Genomic DNA, 18,671 nt, shown 5'->3' with positions numbered 1-18,671 from the left:
CACAACCGGGGTAGGTGAATCACGATGAAAAAAAAAGCAGATCGCAACCCTCCCGCCCAGGCAGCCATTGTTGCGATTGGCGATGAACTGTTGCATGATCGTAAAGATACGAACAGTCAGATGATTCAGGACAGTTTAAAACAGGCCGGTTTGATGATTGGGTTACGGGTGGTTGCGCCTGATCAGGTGAGTGTTTTAGCTGATGTGTTTTTGTATTTGATGGGAAAATTTAAATTAATTGTGTGTTGCGGCGGATTGGGTCCCACGGTGGATGATATAACCCGCATCGCTGTGGCGCGTGCGACAAAAATGCCTTTGCAGCCGAACCCGGAGATTCAGTGCAGCCTTGAAAAATTTTTTCAATCCCGCGGCATTGCCATGCCGGCCAGTAACAACCGCCAAGCTTTGATTCCCAGGGGTGCCCGAATATTGGCAAATGATTTTGGGACAGCACCAGGTTTTTTTATTCAAAAAAAATCTTATGCCATCGCGGTTTTGCCTGGTCCGCCGAGTGAATGCCTGCCGATGCTCCGGCATAAGCTGCTGCCATTGTTGAAGCCTGCCTGGAAATCAAAAATATTTCAGAAAACGATTCGTGTTTGTGGATTTGCCGAATCATATATGCAGGAGGTTATCGGGCCTGTTTTTGAAGGGGATTCGCGTATTCAACTGGGATTTTTGCTGGATACACCGGGTGAAATTCTTATTAAGCTGACCGCAACCTCAAAACAGCCTAAGGAAGCGATGCGGGATCTGACGCAGGCAGGCAGGAAAATTTCGAAAATTCTGGGAGAGTCAATCGTTGATCTCCAGGGAAAGCCATTACCAGTGGTGGTTGGGCAACTACTGAGAAAACAGCGTCAAACAGTGTCTGTTGCAGAATCCTGTACCGGCGGCTTAATTGCTTCCCGGATAACGGATGTGCCGGGTTGTTCAGACTATTTTTTAGAGGGCATTGTCACCTATAGTAATCGGGCCAAGCAAGCGCACCTGGGTGTATCTCAACGCGCGTTGGAACGCTATGGTGCGGTGAGCCGGGTTGTCGCGCTGCAAATGGCAAAGGGGGTTCGCAAGCGCGCACAGACAGATTGGGGGCTTGCCATCACCGGGCTTGCCGGTCCGGGGGGCGGCAGTAAAACTAAACCCGTGGGTCTGGTTTATGCGGCCCTGACCGGGCCGGATGACCGGCAAGCCAGTATGAAAATACAATTGCCGGGTTCGCGGACAAGGGTTCGCGCTGCCGGTGCTGCGATGGCGCTTGATTTTCTGCGCCGTGCTTTACAGAACAAACAGTGACCTTGCAGTTACTGCCGGGCAGACAGTATCGGGGATGAAATTACCTTGCGCTTTGGCACGATGTCATTTAATCTGAAAGAAACGGTACGTACGCTGGTCGGATGTGCCGGTAGAGGACAACCGGAGGCGGTACGATGGGAGACGCGAAGGAAGAAAAATTATTTGAGATGCTTTTTCTCCAGATGGTGATGTCTCTTAATGAGGCGGCCATGATACAAATGGGAAAAACGGTTAACCCCGCAACCGGAAAGATCGAAAAAAATGTTGTCCAGGCACAAGGCACCATTGATCTTTTGCGGATGCTGAAAAAAAAGACGGCGGTTAATTTAAATGATCAGGAACAGCAATTACTTGATAAAAGTATTATGAATCTTGAAATGGATTTTGTGCAGGAAAAGGAAATCCGTATCAAAGAACAGCGGTCAGCCGGTTTACCGCAAGATGAAGTTAAGCGCGATATGCAGGCGGGCGAGACAACCGTTAACGTGGATGAGGACTTTTCGGATAATGATGACGGCAGTGATCCGAATGACACACTCGGCAACCGGCCCGGCATGAACAACTGACATGGAGATGGTCAGGGCGTTTGTTGCCGTTGGTTTGACGCCGGCGGTTCAAGCGGCTTTGCAGCAAAAATTGGCCCAACTAAGCAAACAGGCACCGGCGATCAACGGGTGTTGTCCGGAAAAACTTCACATCACATTGACATTTTTAGGTGCGGTTCCAAAAATAGAAATTATACACATCCGCGCAGCCTGTGAAGCATCGGTTGCCGCACAAAAAAGCTTTGCAATCATATTGGGTCGTTTGGATTTTTTCCGTCTTTGTCACAGCCGCGGGTGGTATGGCTCGGTGTGGAAAAAGGCGGGAATACGTTGAAGGCATTGCAGGCGGATTTAGCGGGATACCTTGGCAAGGTTGGTTTTACTTTAGAGAAAAGAGCCTTTGTCCCGCATGTGACACTTGCGCGGATCAAAGGTACGCAAGCACAGCAAGCATGCCGCGCGCTGCGTTTGCCGGCAATACCGGAGCAAGTTGTTTTGCCGGTAAAAGATATTTTATTAATGCAGTCCCGTCTTTTACCCCAAGGGGTCCAATACACAGTACTGCATCGTATTCCCTTGCAGTCTTAAAGTTATCGGTTGGCAAGGATGCGGTGGTTTTTATGCCAGACGACGGTTCGTTGGATGACATCAATTCCGCAGTACTGAGGCTTGAAGCCCAAAGTTTTTTTTGCTTTGGTACTGTCGCCCCACCAATAAACGCCGCAAAAACTGCTGATATCTCTTGAATAATCAAGCCGCATGCCCATCCGGACCAAGCCTTCGGCAATCCATCCGGAGAGATGTACGAGGAAAAGCGGAACAACTCCGGGTTGGTATGCGGGGTCAACTGCTTGGCAGATATGTGAAAAAAGTTCTTGGTTGGTGAAATTATCACCGGCCAGCAAATAACGCTCACCGGATTTTCCATGCACCAATGCAGCCACAACACCCCGGGCCGCATCCGTGACATCCAAAATACTGCTCCCGCCCTGACGGGGGTAATGGAGGCGCCGGTCATGCACGGCATGCCAGGCAAGTCCGGTGGAGGATAACAGCCAGTCTCCCTCGCCCCATAGCATACAGGGTTGGACAACCAGGACTTCAAAATCCCGGGTGGCCTGTTTCAGGACCAGGACTTCGGCTTTTTGTTTGGAGCGATGATACGTGTTGAATTGGCCGGCGGCATTGGGTGCAGGAGAATTTTCCGATACCGGGCGGGGTTGCGCATGCGCGCCCAAAACACCGATGGAGGAGATATGGACCAACCGGCGAATACCCGATCGTTTGGCAATCCGGCAGACAATTTCGGTTCCCTGGAGATTAATTTTCCGGAGGAGTTTACGTCCCTGAAATTTTAAATTGGTTTTTCCGGCGGCATGCACCAGCGTATCACAAGACTGACAGGCCAGGTGAAGCGAGGTTTCATCAAGAATATTCCCGATATATTTTTCAACCCGGGGGTCCAGCTGATCGCTCAAAGGATCATTGGGCAGAATAAGCCCCTTGACGCGCAGCCCCTGCAAAAGCAGTTCATGACAGATATGCCGGCCAAGAAAACCTGTCGCACCGGTAACGAGAACGGTCTGTATTCGGCGGCTCATGGTGATGTATCTTTACGGTGTTTGCCGTAAAGCGCATTAGCAATCATTCGGTCCAACAGCCGGGTGGGAATCAAAGGTTGCAACAGGAACCAGAGCGAATTTTTTGATATCAACTGACGTAACCGGGGGCGTTTGGCTTGGAGGGTATGAACAATTGCGTGGGCCACCCGTTTGGGCGGCAAACCATGCGTACCCATTGATTTCGCATATTCGGGAAATTTTCCGAAAACACCGTTGGTAAGCGGCCGGGCATATTTTTTTGAGATCCATTTTTGGGTTTTATCAAAAATAGGTGTATTGACCGGTCCGGGTTGAAGGCTGATGACTTGAATTCCATCATGCCACAATTCCTGGCGCAAACTCGCGACCATGGCTTCCAGCGCATATTTAGAACAACTGTAGGGACCCATCATCGCGGTTGTGAAGCGGGCGGCGGTTGAACTGATCATAATAATTTTGCTGTTTTTTTTCTGGAGATAAGGCAGAAAGGCCTGAGTGACCGCAGCTACGCCGATCAGGTTGACTTCCAGTTGGGTTCTGAAATCCGCCAGGGATACTTCCTGCCAGGGAACACACAGGGAGATGCCGGCATTATTAACAATGCCCAGTAAAGAACGGTTTCCCAGTAACTGAGGCATTTTTTTTGCAATCCGGGAAATGCTTTCCACGTTACTGACATCGAGTGTGGCTGCCACGCCTCCGGCCTGATTAAGATACTGACCATCTGCCGGTTTGCGTACAGTTCCAATTACAAAATAACCGGCTGCCAGCAAGGCGAGCGCGGCCGCTTTGCCGATACCGGAAGAAACGCCGGTGATGAGAACGGCGGGAGCGGTCTGGAGTGATTTGGAATCGGTTTTTTTTTGACAGGACACGATTTGATCCTTTTTAGACGGAATAGGGACAGCTACTTCAGCACACTTTGTAAAAATCGCCGGGCGATCGGCGCAGCCATGTCCATGCCGGTTCCTTCTTTTTCAGCGTAAACAGCCACAGCGACCTGGGGATTTTCAGCAGGTGCAAAGCAGATAAACCAGCCATTGAGTCCCTGCCGTGAGTCACCGGTGGTGCCGGTCTTACCGGCAACCGTGATGCCTTCCACCGCAGCTTTGCGCCCGATTCCGTGGCGAACGGTATCAATCATAAAATGCTGGATTTGTTTGGCGGAGTCAGGACTGATAGGTGTCCGAAGAATGCTCGGAACGCCTTGACCCAACAGATCGCCTTTGATATTTTTTATTTCCTTGATAAAAAACGGTGACATCATTTTTCCCTGGTTGGCAATGGTGGCGGCCAACATGGCGGCATGCAGGGGTGAGATCGCGATATCTTGACCCAAACCACAGGAACGGTCTGCCAAAGCATAACGATCATCGTTTACCATCGGGGCCACCGAAGTCGCCAGCGGGAAGGAGAGGTCAAGCACCTTTGATTGGAAAGAACAGGTAATCGGCGCACCGAATCCGAATTTATTTGAGTATTCATATAAGCGGTCCGGGCCTAAAGAAAAGCCCACCTCAGCCATGGCCATATTACAGGAGGTGTCCAGGGCTGCTTGTAATGAATCAATCGAACCGTGGCGGCGCCAGCACCAAAATGTTTTTCCGCTGAAACGGACAGCGCCGGTGCAGTTGACCGGAAAAATATGATCCATATTTAATTCGCTTTCCAAAGCGGCTGCGGCAGTAATGATTTTGAAAATAGATCCGGGTTTGTAAAGTCCTTCCATGGCGCGGTTTTTTAAAGGTTGGTTTTTGTTGCGGACAATTTTTTTCCAATCCCTATCAATGGAATTGGGGTTGAAGGAAGGGTGGTTTACCATTGCCAGAATTTCACCGGTCTTGGGATTGAGTGCAACCAGAGATCCCTTGCGCCAACCCATGGCCTGATCCGCAGCCCGTTGCCAGGTCGAATCAATGGTCAGGGTGACACTATTGCCGGGAAGGTAGGTGTTTAGGGATCTTTCCAAACCAGCCTGCCCGTGGGTATCACTGGTGTACCCGATTAAATGTGCGGCATATTGCGCCAACGCATAGGAGCGGCGTCCGGAATTTCGCACAGGATAACGTGCCAGCGGTACGCCTTGGCGGTCAAAAATATAATATTTGAATCCGCGGTCAAGCTCATCGCGGGCCAGTGTAAGATTGGTCTGCGCCACCTGGAGGTTAGGATCAAGTGTCAGGGTTTTGCGATATGTATCAATGGCAGCGGTGAGTTTTCCCAGCGCATGCAACGTGAGTGCGTGTCCCAGGCGTGCCTGGGCATCACGGGGTGATAGATCCAGCGCATGTCTGAATTCCAGTTCAGCCGGTTGATAAATACCGCGGTTTAAATAGGCCTCGCCGACTTTAGCATGATTAAAATGCCGGTTGTTTTTCAACCCCAATTTAATGGCTTGCTCATACTTGATTTCGGCCCGGACCAGGTCACCTTGTGCCAAATAAACCAGTCCGATGGCATCAACCGCAGGCGGATAATTGGTATGCATCGCTAAGACCCGGTTGAATTCCATCAGCGCCTGATCAAAATTGTTTTGTTGATAATAAGCACGTCCTTTATTCATATGAACAGAGACCCGGATGCGGCTGCCGTAGAGATAAACGGCGGCACTGAAAAAAACCAGGGAAATAACCGTGAAAAGAAGTAAACGGCGTTTACGGCGCTCATTTTTACGGCGTGTATTAAAAGAAAGCGGCATGGAAAAATCCTTTCAGCGAAACGGGGTAAAGTGCTTAAAATTTTAGACTTTCTTGTTGGAAAAGTCAACCCTGCGTACCGGTTAGAGAAGGGCGGGTTTTTGCATGCGAGTGATGTGGGGGATTTACTGTTTTAGGGGAAACGATTTTAGGTTAGAATAGTTTAATCAACCCAAAGGACGATACGCATGACTGCTCAAAAAGAAAAAATAAAGAAAAATACCAAGTTCGTTAAAAGGTGGATTCTACTGACAGGGCTGCTGGGTATTTTGGTGGGTATGTTTTTTTTGGTTCCCCAAGGGATTAAAAAAGTTGCTGAGTGGAATAAACCGGTTGAGACGGTTTTTGAACCGGTGTTTTCAATTCAACCGGAGCAGGTAATCAGTATTGATGTGCGCGGGCAAGGTGACCGTGTTTCATTGGAATGGCAAAATGATGCGTGGCAGTTTACCCATCCGGTTGAGGCCCGGGCCAATACGCAGGCGGTTCGCTATTTTTTAGAAAAAATTTGTCACTGGATTCCGGAACGGAAGTACTCGGTTTTAAAACAGCAAGAGAGCGAGACCGGGGGGGATGCCTTTGGATTTAAGCATCAATCGGTTTGCTATGTCCTGCAGGATCAGACTGGGAAAAAATTTGTCGTGACGAGCGGCGGGCAGGAAAAAATCACCAATAGAATTTTTGCCCGGATTGAACAGACCGAGACGGTTTACCTGCTGCCTAAGATTGCTTTTATTAATATGACGGGGCTGGCATACCGGCTGCGTGATCATCATTTATTTATAGCGCCGCTGACAGATACAGTGCGGATTAATTTTCGTGAAGGCTCTTCCGCCGTGACCTTGGAAAGAACGGTTCGCCAGAGCAGACAAAAAATTATGCCGATTTTTGGAGAGGACAACAAACTTGCCACGGTCTATGATGATGTGATCGGGAGCACTGACTGGATGGTAACCTATCCCTATAAAATCCCGGCCAACCAAGAGATTGTTGCCTTGCTTTTGGAAACCATGTCAAACTGGGAAGTTATTCAATTTGTAGAAGAGAGTGTTGGCGCGCGGACAAATCTTTCCAAATACGGTTTGAGTGATTCTTATGGCGAAATTAGCTTTCTATCAGCGGATGGGCGTTATCCCCGGGATGTTGATTTTGGAAGACCGCATGGTGAAGACGGACCGGTATTTGTGAAGACCAGCATGAATTCGAAAATTTTCAAAATCCGGAAAGAGGCGTTGCAGACAGTACAGTCGCTTTTCAACGAGGTCCCCAGCCGTCAGTTGGTTTATTTTCTTGAGAAGATTGCGCAAATTGAGGTGCTCACCAGCCGCTGGCGTATTGCCATGGTGCGGGAAGATGATGTCTGGGGGGCCACGGTGCAGGAACGACTGAGTCATAAAAAAAAACGGGTTATCAGACGTCATTATCAGGAAAAAGAGATGCGTTATTCTTTTGGGGGAGAAGGAATTATTGAAGCACTGCTTGCGTTGGAATATATTGATACGCTAAACAAAGAGAATCCTTTCTATGCCGGATTTTTCAATGCCAAGCAGGTGGTTAAATTTCTTTTTTTCAAATTCAATGGTAATCTCATGGAAGTCTTCAAATTATTTAAGTCCGAAGACTCCGATGAGATTTTTTATTTGCAACGCCAGTCGGACAATGATGTTTATCTTATCAACAACCAAATCATTGGTGTGATTCTTACTGAGATCAAAAAAGCGAAAGCCCGGTCAGGGAAAAAAAAGTAACCCTAAACGCACAACTAGTTAAATTTTTCGAGTAATTCTTCGGCTTTTTTCTTATCTTTTTTTGTTTCCGGCTGCTTATCAGCCGGGCCGGGCAGGAGCAGAGCTTCTTCCAATAATTTTCGGGCCTCATCCTTCCGGCCTTTTACCTTCAAAATTTCTGCCAGGCCAATTCGCGGCAGAATATCTTCCGGTGCGTATTGAACGGCTTTTTGGGCATGGTGCAGGGATTTTTTACTATCGCCGCAGGCGAGCGGCCAGCCGGGTGCCTTGCGGTACAAAACCCCCAATACATGATGGGCAAAACCATCTTCCGGATCGATTTCAAGAACTTTTTCCTGGGATTTTCTTAGGGTATCAACGGAAAAGAGACTATTCATAATACCGCGAACTTCACTGGCTCGCCCCAGATTGACACCGAACCAGTAATACCCCTCGGTTTTATCCGGTGCGGCTTTTTGGGCGCGCTCGGCAGCGCTTTTTCCAGCCTCAAAAATATCAGCTTTTTTAGATTTAGGGGCGTGGTCACCTTGCCACCAATAGCTGCGGCTCAAACGCCAGAGGCTTTCGTAGTCCTCCGGGTTTTGGGCCAGGGCTTTTTTATAATAAGCAATGGCCTTTTCAATCGCACCGGTTTGATCACGCTGATCATAAAAAGCGTTGGCTTTTTCCATCAGCGCAGCGTAATCTTCAATAACAGCAGCAGGTGTGCTGTTATTTGTTTTGGGTTGGACTGCGGTTGCAGCAAACCCCAATGGGGCAAGTGTCAGTCCGAGGACGAATTGGAGCAAAAGTATTTTGGAAAATCGAAACATCATTGAGCCTCCTGAGTGGGTATAGGTATCTTTGAAAAATGGTATCAGGATTTTGTTGCGGGAGCAATACTATTTTCCCGGTCCGTTTTTTTTGTACGAATAATCCGATGTCAGGGACCAACGGTTGGCTGGGGAATACCGGAAAAAATGGTTTGTGATTTATGCAAAAAAGGTTAAGCTTGAAAAAAGCGGTGGTAAAAAAATAAAGATCTCGGGGAGGCACCATGGAGCCCGGTCGTATTTATTGTATTGATGATGATGAAGATATTTTATTACTCTACAGTTTGGTTTTACAGCAGGCCGGACACCAGGTGACAATGATTTCCGATGGCGAGGCAGCCATCAAAGCGATTGAAGAGCATCAACCGGATTTGATTATTCTGGATGAAAAAATGTCCGGTTATTCAGGTATGGAAATATGCGCCATCATTCGCACCAATGAAAAGCTGCCTTATATCCCCATTATTATGGTTACGGGGGTGGATTCGAAAGAAGGGAAAATCAAAAGTCTGGAAGAGGGAATTGATGACTATATGCTCAAACCCTTTGACCATGAGGAGCTTATCGCCAAGGTACTGGTGATGTTACGAATTAAACGCCTTCATCTTGATTTACTGCAGACCCGGCAAGATCTGGTCAAAGCGGAGAAATTGGCTGCGGTGGGCCAGTTGGCGGCTGCCACGGCCCATGAAGTGAGGAATCCGCTTTCCATTATTGGTGCTTCCGTCCAATTTTTAAAAAGTAAGATGGAGAATGACGATGAGGGCACACAGGTGATGGATACGATTTTGCGGAAAATTTCGGAGATCGATGGAACGATTCGTGAATTGCTGGCAGCTGCCAGGCCATTGAAATTGAAAAAAAAACCAATGGATATCAACCAGTGTGTCCGTGAAGTTGTTGGTTTTATCAAGGAAAAATGTTTGGTTCAAAAAATCGAGCTTGAACTGGTGCTGAATGCTGATTTACCTGAAATTTTAGGGGACGAGGAGTATCTTCAGCGTGTTTTTCTCAATATTTTCATCAATGCCCTCAATAGCATGGGGCAAGGTGGTTTTTTGCGGGTTTTTTCAGAAAAAGAAGGCGACAATAGAATTTGTATCAGGATTGAGGATACAGGAAAAGGTATCCCTCCCGAAGATATTGAACATTTATTTGAACCGTTTTTTACTCGTCATCCAGGTGGTTCGGGTTTGGGATTATTTGTGGTTAAAATGATTGTGGATGAGCTCAAAGGAGATATTCGGGTTTCTTCACAGCCCGGGCAAGGGACGGTTTTTTATGTTGCTTTTCCAATAGAAAATAACGAAAAAATGCTAAAGTCCGATCCTGTCATCCCCGATAATAGCACTATCGGGGAAGGGAGTGGTTAACATGGCGCAGACGAAGATGATTTTTTATCAACACTGGCGAAATAGGGTTGCAAAAAAAGGATTTTCCGATTTTGAGCTGGTAAGTGACGAATCTTTTCAGCGTTTATCAAGACATGCGGGTACACTTATTCTTGAAAAGCAGTACGAAGATATTACTCAGGAGATGACGCCGGAAATGATTTTTTTCAAAAAAGAAAAGAAAAATAATTCAGAAGAGCAGCTTGTTCGCGAGCTGGTCAAAGAGTGTAAAAACCAGAAAATTTTTAGAAAAAGTAAAATTGACGACATTAAACAAAGGATTCAGAGTAACCAATACCATATTTCCGGTAAAGCGGTCGTGGATAAATGGTTTTCTGAGGAATCAGAATTGTAATACTGAAAATATGGATTTTATTGCATAGTTTGCAAATTTTTTCTACAAAAAAGCAGCAGGCCATCCTGCTGTTTTTTTTCCCCAATTTTTCCCCAGCTTTTCAACGCTATTCTAACAGGCCGGTTTAGGGACTCCTTTTTAATTTTAAAAAAAATTGGTATGACTTTTGCGTTAAGTAAAGCTTGATTCCATTAGCGAGGCGTTTCATGAGTGTAACCTTACATAAAATATTGGTCGTTGATGATGAGCCGGAGATTTGTTGGATTATGAAAAAAATACTCGTAGAAAAGGGGTATGAGGTGCAGACGGCATTCAATGGTGAGCAGGGTCTTGAAATGGCGGAAGCACTGAACCCGGATCTCGTATTTTTAGACCTGAGACTTCCCGGAATGGATGGTCTTGAAGTTTTAGAACGGTTGAAGAAAAAAATTGCTTCACTTCCGGTGGTTATTCTTTCTGCTTTTGAAAATATTAATGCGGCTGTCCGTGCTATGAAACTAGGCGCTTATGATTATATCAGCAAGCCGTTGAATGTGGATGAAATGCTGATTACGTTAAAAAATGCATTGAAAACAAAACAATTAATGAATGAAGTGAAACAACTTAAAAATCAAATCAGTAACAAAAACCGCCATTACTTTATCTGGAATTGTCCCGCCATGCAAAAAGTTATGACCATGGTCAACAAGATCTCGCAGTATGATGTCACAGTTCTGGTGTTGGGCGCCAGCGGGACAGGCAAAGAACTTATTGCGGAATACATTCATAAGAACAGTCCCCGTAAAGACAAGCCAATGATTTCAATTGATTGCAGTGCATTACCGGAAAATCTGGTGGAATCGGAATTGTTTGGGTATGAAAAGGGCGCTTTTACGGGTGCCAACGAGGCCAAGCCGGGGCGGTTTGAATTGGCAAACGGCGGAACACTGTTGCTGGATGAGATCGGCAATCTCCCCGTGTCCACCCAGATTAAACTATTGCGGGTTTTACAGGAACGGAAATTACAGCGCCTGGGCGGGAAAAGTGAAATTGAGATTGATGTCCGCGTCATCACCGCCACCAATGTCGATCTAAAAAAATCCATGCTGCAAGGAACCTTCCGGGAGGATTTGTATCATCGGATAAACGAATTTTCCATAATCATTCCGCCGCTCATTGAGCGCAAGGAAGATATTGAATTGTTGGTCCGGCATTTTATAGACCGTTTCAGCCGTCAGTTTGATAAGCCGGTTCCCGTCATGACACCGGAAACCCTTACTTTTTTACAGCAGTACACCTGGCCGGGGAATATTCGCGAATTGATGAATGCCATCAAGCGTGCGGTGGTGATGGCGGGCGACACAATTACATTAGAGTATTTCCCAAAAGAACATTTTGAGAACAAGGTGGTGGAAAAACCGACAGAACCGGAAGCGATCTGTGGGAGGGGTCTGCCGATTAGGCCGCTCAAAGAGGTGTGCCAGGAAGTTTCCCGGCGCGTGGAAAAGGAGACCATCAGCCGCGTTTTGCAGGAAACCCGTTGGAACAAAGTCAAGACAGCGCGAATGTTAAAGATAAATTATAAAACCTTATTTAATAAAATGAGGGAACTCGGAATCTAGGGGGTGGGAGTATGATGGCATGTAAAGATCAGGATTTGTGGGTTCGGTTTCGTGAGCAAAATGATATGGAGGCGCGAGAGGAATTGTTGAAAAAAAATATTCCTTTGGTCCGGTTTACCATTGAGCGGATGACAGTTCCGCAAAACCGTTCCTGGTTGGATCTCGATGATTTGATGACAGCCGGTATCATCGGATTGATTGATGCGGTGGGAAAATTCAACCCGGACAGAGGGGGGAAATTTTCCACTTATGCATTCTTCAGAATTCGCGGTGCCGTACTGGATGAGATGCGCTCTATGGATTGGGTGCCGCGCTCTGTTCGTCAAAAAACGCGGGAACTGGAACAAGCTTATGAGCATTTGAATAACAAGCTGCACCGTCCAGTCACAGATCAGGATTTGGCCAAGCACTTTAAAATGTCCATGAAACGCTTCCAGAGCATGCTCACGGACATTAATATTCCTCCCGTGATTTCCCTGGATGAGATTATGGAAGACCGCGAAAAGAAGCGGCGTGATATTTTTGCGGTTGAAACCAATCCGATTGAACGTCATTTTGGCGGTGCCTTTACGGAATTGGCAGCCAAGGAAGCTCGTGATTTACTCGGGACAATGATTGAGCGGCTGCCGGAAAAGGAACGTTTGGTACTTACCCTGTATTATTATGAAGAATTAACCCTCAAAGAGATTGCGGCAATTCTGGAAGTGACTGAGTCGCGGATTTGCCAGATTCACGGCCAGGCGGTCGTACATCTGCGTACCGCGATGAAGGCAGAGCGTATGGATTTTATTATTAAATGATTTTTTAAGTTGCCCGTACAAGGCGTCCAGTCTATAATTGTCCGGATTGAAGAAATGTGTAAGAAAGTGGGCGACAAATGGCAGGCAAAAAAATATTGGTGGTGGATGACCACAAGGAAATGGTTGAACTTATATCCGAAAATTTTCGACTTCACGGATATGAAGTCATCGGTGTAAGCAATGGGCAAGAGGCCTTGGCCAAGGTTTATCAGGAAAAACCGGATTTGGTGCTTCTGGATGTCATGATGCCCATGTTGGATGGTTATGAAATTTGTCATACCTTGAAAACCAACGAGGAAACCAAGCATATTCCAATTATCCTTATCACCGTCAAAGGCGATGAATCCGATATTGAAAAAGGCTTTGAAGTTAGGGCGGATGGTTATGTCGTCAAACCTTTTGAATCTACCGAGTTGTTTGAATTTGCTGAAAAATTCCTTAAAAAAACCAATTGACACACCGGCCTACGTACGCAAAAAACATCGCCGCTGGGTAAAGAAAATGAGATGCGTACGTATTCGGGTGAAAAGGTCCGGGAGAAAGTAATGCAGGATTTTATGCGCCGTTATGAAACATTTGCAAATGGACACGGGTGGCGGACTTCAGTAAAACATAAGATTATTATTCGAGAAGTTTTTAATTTGCATGCTCATTTTACGGAAAAAGATTTGGCGGAGCATGCAAGTCTTTCAAAAATTTCCGCCAAAACGCGCAATCAGGTGCTGGCGCGGCTGGTAACATCCGGTTTGATAAGAAAAATGTTTTTTGGAGAGAAAAGCATTTTTTATGAGCATGTTTACGGTCATGTCCATCATGATCATTTGGTGTGCGTTCACTGCGGAAGCATCATAGAATTTCAAGATGAAAAAATTGAGCAGAGGCAAAAGGCGGTCTGTCAAAAGCACGCTTTTAGAATGATTAAACATTCCATGCATATTTTAGGTGAGTGCGGAGCGTGCCAAAAGAAAAATGCCGGCCACGTGTTGAATGTCCCGGGGGAGAAAACCGGCGCGGAGCATAAAACGGATCATGTCCCGCTCTCGACGGTCCCCAGCGGGAAGTGTGTTACAATTGTGCGAATTAACGGCGGCACATCTTTACAACACCGGTTAAGCGAAATGGGATTGGTGCCGGGAACGCAAATCCGGGTTGTCTCCAACCTGTTTTCCGGTCCATTTATCATTCAAATCCAGGCAGGACGTCTGGCGATTGGCCATCAGATAACCCATAAAGTTATGGTTCGTGATTCGGATTGCAAAGAAAAAAACGTTTAAGGCGGAGAGGGATATGAGTCAGCGTTTGTATAAAGTCATTGATATCAAAGTTGCGTCCCGTATTTTTTGCGGAACAGTTCTTGAAATTGGACCCGGGACGACCTGGCCGGGACAGCGCTTGCTTAAGAAAAACACGCATCTGGAATTGACGGGTATTGGTTTTTCCGGCGAGCAAAGAGCACAGGCGCTCATACAGGCCAAACAGTGGGGTGTAAGGACCAAGACGACATACATTCCAGGGGAACTCACCAAGATTCCGCTGCCGGATAAAAGTATTGATGCGGTTGTTTCTTTCGGCGCCCTGCATGCCTGGGAGCAGCCGATGATAGTATTCAATGAAATTGCCCGGGTTTTGAAAATAGAAGGAGAGTTTTTTATAGGGGATGTCAGACAGGATGCCACCTGGTGGCAGATTCCCTGGATGCCGGGAAAAAGCCAGGGTATTCGGGCGGTTTACCAGTCCAGAAGAACCGCGATGACTGCCTCGGACCTGTGTCTTTTATTGGCGGGAACGCAGATAAAACAATGCCGGGTTTCGATTTCCGGGCCGGATCTTTGGATTACCAAGCAGTAATAATCCGGGGAAAAATCACTTGCCTTTCTTATTTGCCTATGGTATTTTCACTTTTCTCAAATAATATGGCGGAGTAGCTCAGCTGGTTTAGAGCACACGGTTCATACCCGTGGGGTCCGGGGTTCAAGTCCCTGCTCCGCTACCAGATAATTAAATAAGGTGAGGGGATGTCCCCTCACCTTATTTAATATAAGTACCCGGGAGCACGATAGGGACTTGAAGCGAGTTTGCGCCGAGCGAATAGCGAGGAAAAGGCCTCTGGCCGTCAGCAAACGAGGTGAGGCTACGCAGGGAGCTCTGCGACCAAAGTAGCCAATGAACCCTGCTCCGCTACCAAACTTAATAAAAAAGGCCCTGCACCATACGGTGCAGGGCCTTTTTTATTCTTCGTTATTTACTAAAAATTGGGCAGCCTGTTCGGGATTCAATACTTGCCTCCGGCAGCGTTTGAGACTATATTGGTGGACATGTCATTCTAAAGCTGCAAGTGCGATGTTTTGAGCAACGGGATGCAATTCGGGAAACCCGATTCCGGGGACAAGGAGTAACAGATGGAAAAAATATTGGAATACCTGGTTCGTAATAAATTGCTGATTAATTTGATCGTTATCACGATTTTTATATTTGGCATGACGAGCTTGTTGGAAATTCGGCGAGAGGTGTTTCCGGCGACCGATATGGACACCATGATTATTAGGGCTATTTATCCCGGTGCCAGTGCTGCGGATGTGGAACTCAATGTTGTGATTCCCATTGAAACCGAACTGGGAAAAATCGCCGGAATTAAGGAACACGCTTCTTTTGCCATTGAAAATGGCGCGACCCTTTATGCTCATCTTGATTATGACCTGGAGAACAAGCAGGCAGTGAAGGATGAAATACACCGGAAGATTACGCTGGGCAATATTTTAGATATTCCCGATGAAGTTGAGGAAATTACGATTGTAGAGGTGAATCCCAAACGGATGGCGGTGTATACCCTGAGCATTACCCAGGCAGGGGACGGGGCGTTGCAGGAAAAGGCGTTGAACAGGTTTGCCCGGCAGCTGGAAGAAGACCTCTTAAAGGTTAAAGGGGTAGGCGAAATCCGGAAAAAGGGATACCGGGACCGGGAAATTGTCGTCGCAGTCCATCCTGCGAAGCTGCGGGACTACTATATTTCACTCAATGATGTGGTCAAAAGTATTCAGGCCCGGAATGTCCGGGCCACCGGCGGAACGTTGCAGTCTTTGCAAAAGGAACAGACCATCGTGACCATCGGCCAGTTTGAAAAACCGATGGAAGTGAAAGACGTGATTGTTCGTTCAAGCTTTGAACAAAAAAGAGTACGCATCAAAGATATCGCCACGGTGCGTGACGGTTTCAAAAAGGAGGCGATCCGGGTCAACGTGAATGGCAAAAAGGCGATTGTGTTCCAGGTGGTTAAAAAAGAGAACGCCGATGTTGTGAAAACCTCTCAAAATGTGAAAGCGTATTTGCAGAAACTGAAACCCCGGGTTGCCGACCGTTTTGAAATCACGACTTTGGAAGATCGCTCGCTTTCCGTCACCGCCCTGCTTGACGTTGTCGTCAATAACGCGTTGATCGGATTTATCCTGGTTTTTGTGGTGCTCTTTTTGTTTCTTGATTTGAAAACCTCGTTTTGGACGGCGGTGGGAATACCCATCAGTTTGCTGATGGTGATTATTTATATGAATCTCACCAATATTTCCCTCAACCTTATGTCATTGGGCGCCATTATCGTGGTATTGGGAATGCTGGTGGACCATGGTATCGTCATTGCAGAGAATATCTTTGAGCAAAAAAAGACCGGGCAGGCTCCGGTGCAGGCCTCTGTGCTGGGCGTTAAAAAAGTGATTGCGCCGGTCACGGTGACTATTTTAACCACCATCGCGGCGTTTATACCGCTGTTGTATATCAAAGGTATGATGGGTAAATTTGTCCAAGTATTTCCGATTATTGTGACAGCCACGCTGCTGGCTTCTTTTTTTACAGCCGTGATTGTTCTTCCCAACCATTTGGCGGGGAAGGATGGAAATGAAAAGCAACGCCCGGACTGGTTCGGTCCCATTGCCGGGGCGTATGAAAAATGGCTGGGAAAAATATTGCGTTTTCGGTATCTCATTATGCTGGTCTTCGTGGTTGTCGCGGCATTAACTCTGCTGGTCTCACGCGGTACGATTAATAATTATGTGAATATGTGGGATGATTCTTCGGAATCCATTTATGTCAATCTGGAAGTGCCGGAAAGCTGTGGACTCGACAAAACCGAGGTATTCACCATGGAAGTCGAGGCGATCGTTCGGGAGCATTTGCTCGAAAAAGAGATGGTTTCCCTGCAGACCCAGATTGGACATCATACTGTTCGGATGATGAATTCCAAGGGGAACCATGAAAATTGGTCACAGGTCCACATCACCCTGGTTCCCCGCAGTGAAAGAGATAGAACGACCGGTGAAATCATCGCCGACCTGCGCCAGGTCGTCAATACCCGCAGACTGACAAAATTTAAAAAAATTGTTATCGAAGAAAAAATTATGGGTCCCCCAACAGGCGAAGCCGTGAATGTCAAAATCAAAGGAAAAAACCGAAAGTCCATCAGGGCAGCCAGGATAAAGGTGGAGGAACTTTTACGGAAGATCCCGGGTGTGAAAGATATTGATAATGACCAAAAGCCGGGCAAAGAAGAAATGAAAGTCAGACTGGATTATGCGCGTCTGGCCCAATATGGTTTGACCGTGGCCGCGGTCGCCCAGACGATTCGTACCGCCTACGCAGGCACGGTTGCGACGTACTTGCAAAGCGCGGAAGAGAAGATAGAGTTTCGGGTGCAAGTGGATGATAGTTATCAAAGGGACCCTAAGTTTTTAGCAGCGCTGCAAATACCCAACGCCGCCGGTAAGCTGATCACCTTAAGCCAGATTGCCACGATTGTCCCGCAGGAAGGAACTTCGGTGATTAATCATCACAAGGGCAATCGCGTGGCCACCGTGACTGCTGATATTGATGAAAAAATAACCACCTCCCGTCAGGTAGCCCGGAAAATAAAAAAACGCTTTGCGAAAATCGCCAAGGATTTTCCCGGCACGCGACTGGGAATCGGCGGCGAAGCAAAAGAGACCAAGGAATCATTGGGAGGACTGATGGTGGCTTTTGTGATCGCGGTGGTGATGATCTATTTTATATTACTGCTCCTGTTCGGGTCACTTTCCCAACCGTTGTTGGTGGTGGTTGCGGTGCCGTTTGGCTTGATTGGGGCACTGCTGGCTTTTACGGCCCACGGCATTCCGTTGTCTTTTATGGGTATTGTCGGTATGATTGGTTTGTCCGGGGTGGTGGTCAATGACAGCGTTATTATGGTAAATTTTATTAATGAAATATTCCAGACCCGGAAAAGTCCGGGTGATTTGACATCAATCATCAAGATTGTCTCGCAGGGTGCACGGCAGCGGTTACGTCCGGTTGTTTTGACCACGCTTACCACCGTGGCGGCACTTTTACCCACGGTGTATGGTATTGGCGGTAATGCCAAGTCTTTGGTGCCGGTGGTGATGGCCATGGCCTACGGTTTGGTTTTTGCGACAACCGTGACCTTGATATTGGTTCCCGCCCTGTACCTGGTTAACCGGGATATTCAAACTATTTTTAAGAAAACGGTAAAAAAGGCTACTGTTTGAAAAATTAATAACGCGTACAGGTCTCAACCGATTGAGCGCGTGAGCTGCCAAAGGACAAAGTACGGAACGGGGATGAGGATAGACACTAAAGTAGCGGCCACGAAGGCGAGGTATCATCGTATCATCCAAATCCCGGCATGCGCCGGGCAATGCCCGGCAGCGTACTTGCTCAATCGTTTGACCAGGCTTCATCGGGAAATGAATTCCAGTTTGACTTTTTCAGGAGCGACTAAATACCTTTTAAGTTCTTGTGCTTTTACTTCAGGTACGGTAAAAATGTAGGGAACAGGCAACTTGTCCG

17 protein-coding genes and 1 tRNA gene are annotated in these 18,671 nt (G+C 47.1%); 14 read left to right on the top strand and 4 right to left on the bottom strand.

Features of this window, described 5'->3' with window-relative positions:
• Positions 1-24: 24 nt before the first annotated feature.
• From K8S19_13375 to thpR, 4 genes are all read left to right on the top strand, one after another.
• Entirely contained in the window at positions 25-1,296 is a 1,272-nt protein-coding gene (locus K8S19_13375) for a CinA family nicotinamide mononucleotide deamidase-related protein (GenBank protein ID MCD4814668.1), read from the top strand.
• A 134-nt stretch (positions 1,297-1,430) separates the two neighbouring features.
• On the top strand, positions 1,431-1,862 hold the full coding sequence (locus K8S19_13370) for a DUF1844 domain-containing protein (protein MCD4814667.1): 432 nt from the start codon (positions 1,431-1,433) through the stop codon (positions 1,860-1,862).
• 7 nt (positions 1,863-1,869) lie between these two features.
• A complete protein-coding gene (locus tag K8S19_13365) occupies positions 1,870-2,175 on the top strand; it encodes a hypothetical protein (GenBank protein ID MCD4814666.1) in 306 nt (101 codons plus the stop codon).
• Positions 2,121-2,429: an RNA 2',3'-cyclic phosphodiesterase gene (gene thpR, locus K8S19_13360; GenBank protein ID MCD4814665.1), complete on the top strand. Its 309-nt coding sequence runs from the start codon at positions 2,121-2,123 to the stop codon at positions 2,427-2,429. Before K8S19_13365 ends, thpR begins: the two co-directional genes overlap by 55 nt.
• 2 nt (positions 2,430-2,431) lie before the next feature.
• Here thpR and K8S19_13355 read toward each other — a convergent pair whose 3' ends face one another.
• Genes K8S19_13355 through K8S19_13345 form a run of 3 tightly spaced genes read right to left on the bottom strand, consistent with a single transcriptional unit; the run spans position 2,432 to position 6,140 of the window.
• Entirely contained in the window at positions 2,432-3,442 is a 1,011-nt protein-coding gene (locus tag K8S19_13355) for an NAD-dependent epimerase/dehydratase family protein (protein MCD4814664.1), read from the bottom strand.
• Positions 3,439-4,317: an SDR family NAD(P)-dependent oxidoreductase gene (locus K8S19_13350; protein ID MCD4814663.1), complete on the bottom strand. Its 879-nt coding sequence runs from the start codon at positions 4,315-4,317 to the stop codon at positions 3,439-3,441. The genes K8S19_13355 and K8S19_13350 overlap by 4 nt, the downstream gene beginning before the upstream one ends.
• Before the next feature lie 32 nt (positions 4,318-4,349).
• The gene (locus tag K8S19_13345; GenBank protein MCD4814662.1) at positions 4,350-6,140 is read right to left on the bottom strand and encodes a tetratricopeptide repeat protein; all 1,791 of its coding nucleotides are present in this window, start codon (positions 6,138-6,140) and stop codon (positions 4,350-4,352) included.
• Between the two features lie 186 nt (positions 6,141-6,326).
• On the opposite strand from K8S19_13345, the gene K8S19_13340 reads away from it, so the two are divergent.
• Positions 6,327-7,886 carry a DUF4340 domain-containing protein gene (locus K8S19_13340; GenBank protein ID MCD4814661.1) on the top strand — a complete coding sequence of 520 codons (1,560 nt, stop codon included), beginning with the start codon at positions 6,327-6,329 and terminating at the stop codon, positions 7,884-7,886.
• A gap of 14 nt (positions 7,887-7,900) precedes the next feature.
• On the opposite strand, the gene K8S19_13335 is transcribed toward K8S19_13340, so the two are convergent.
• On the bottom strand, positions 7,901-8,701 hold the full coding sequence (locus K8S19_13335) for a hypothetical protein (GenBank protein ID MCD4814660.1): 801 nt from the start codon (positions 8,699-8,701) through the stop codon (positions 7,901-7,903).
• Between the two features lie 221 nt (positions 8,702-8,922).
• Between K8S19_13335 and K8S19_13330 the strand changes: the two genes are divergently transcribed.
• From K8S19_13330 to K8S19_13290, 9 genes are all read left to right on the top strand, one after another.
• Positions 8,923-10,071, top strand: coding sequence for a response regulator (locus K8S19_13330; GenBank protein ID MCD4814659.1), 1,149 nt, complete (start codon positions 8,923-8,925; stop codon positions 10,069-10,071).
• A 1-nt stretch (position 10,072) separates the two neighbouring features.
• The gene (locus tag K8S19_13325) at positions 10,073-10,444 is read left to right on the top strand and encodes a flagellar biosynthesis anti-sigma factor FlgM (GenBank protein ID MCD4814658.1); all 372 of its coding nucleotides are present in this window, start codon (positions 10,073-10,075) and stop codon (positions 10,442-10,444) included.
• A 206-nt stretch (positions 10,445-10,650) separates the two neighbouring features.
• Positions 10,651-12,045 carry a sigma-54 dependent transcriptional regulator gene (locus K8S19_13320; protein ID MCD4814657.1) on the top strand — a complete coding sequence of 465 codons (1,395 nt, stop codon included), beginning with the start codon at positions 10,651-10,653 and terminating at the stop codon, positions 12,043-12,045.
• Positions 12,046-12,056: 11 nt separating this feature from the next.
• Positions 12,057-12,845: a FliA/WhiG family RNA polymerase sigma factor gene (locus K8S19_13315; GenBank protein MCD4814656.1), complete on the top strand. Its 789-nt coding sequence runs from the start codon at positions 12,057-12,059 to the stop codon at positions 12,843-12,845.
• Positions 12,846-12,922: 77 nt separating this feature from the next.
• Positions 12,923-13,300: a response regulator gene (locus tag K8S19_13310; protein MCD4814655.1), complete on the top strand. Its 378-nt coding sequence runs from the start codon at positions 12,923-12,925 to the stop codon at positions 13,298-13,300.
• Positions 13,301-13,390: 90 nt separating this feature from the next.
• Positions 13,391-14,119, top strand: a complete 729-nt coding sequence (locus K8S19_13305) for a FeoA domain-containing protein (GenBank protein MCD4814654.1) — start codon at positions 13,391-13,393, stop codon at positions 14,117-14,119.
• Positions 14,120-14,132: 13 nt separating this feature from the next.
• Positions 14,133-14,693: a class I SAM-dependent methyltransferase gene (locus tag K8S19_13300; protein ID MCD4814653.1), complete on the top strand. Its 561-nt coding sequence runs from the start codon at positions 14,133-14,135 to the stop codon at positions 14,691-14,693.
• A gap of 67 nt (positions 14,694-14,760) precedes the next feature.
• Positions 14,761-14,838, top strand: a tRNA-Met gene (locus K8S19_13295).
• A 406-nt stretch (positions 14,839-15,244) separates the two neighbouring features.
• Positions 15,245-18,370, top strand: coding sequence for an efflux RND transporter permease subunit (locus K8S19_13290; protein MCD4814652.1), 3,126 nt, complete (start codon positions 15,245-15,247; stop codon positions 18,368-18,370).
• Positions 18,371-18,671 lie beyond the last annotated feature (301 nt).

The sequence above is a fragment of the bacterium genome (assembly GCA_021108215.1).
Classification (GTDB): domain Bacteria; phylum Oederibacteriota; class JAAXVQ01; order JAAXVQ01; family JAUVAV01; genus JAIORK01.
Note: the sequence above shows the minus strand (reverse complement) of the source record. Positions and strands in the feature narration are given on the sequence as shown.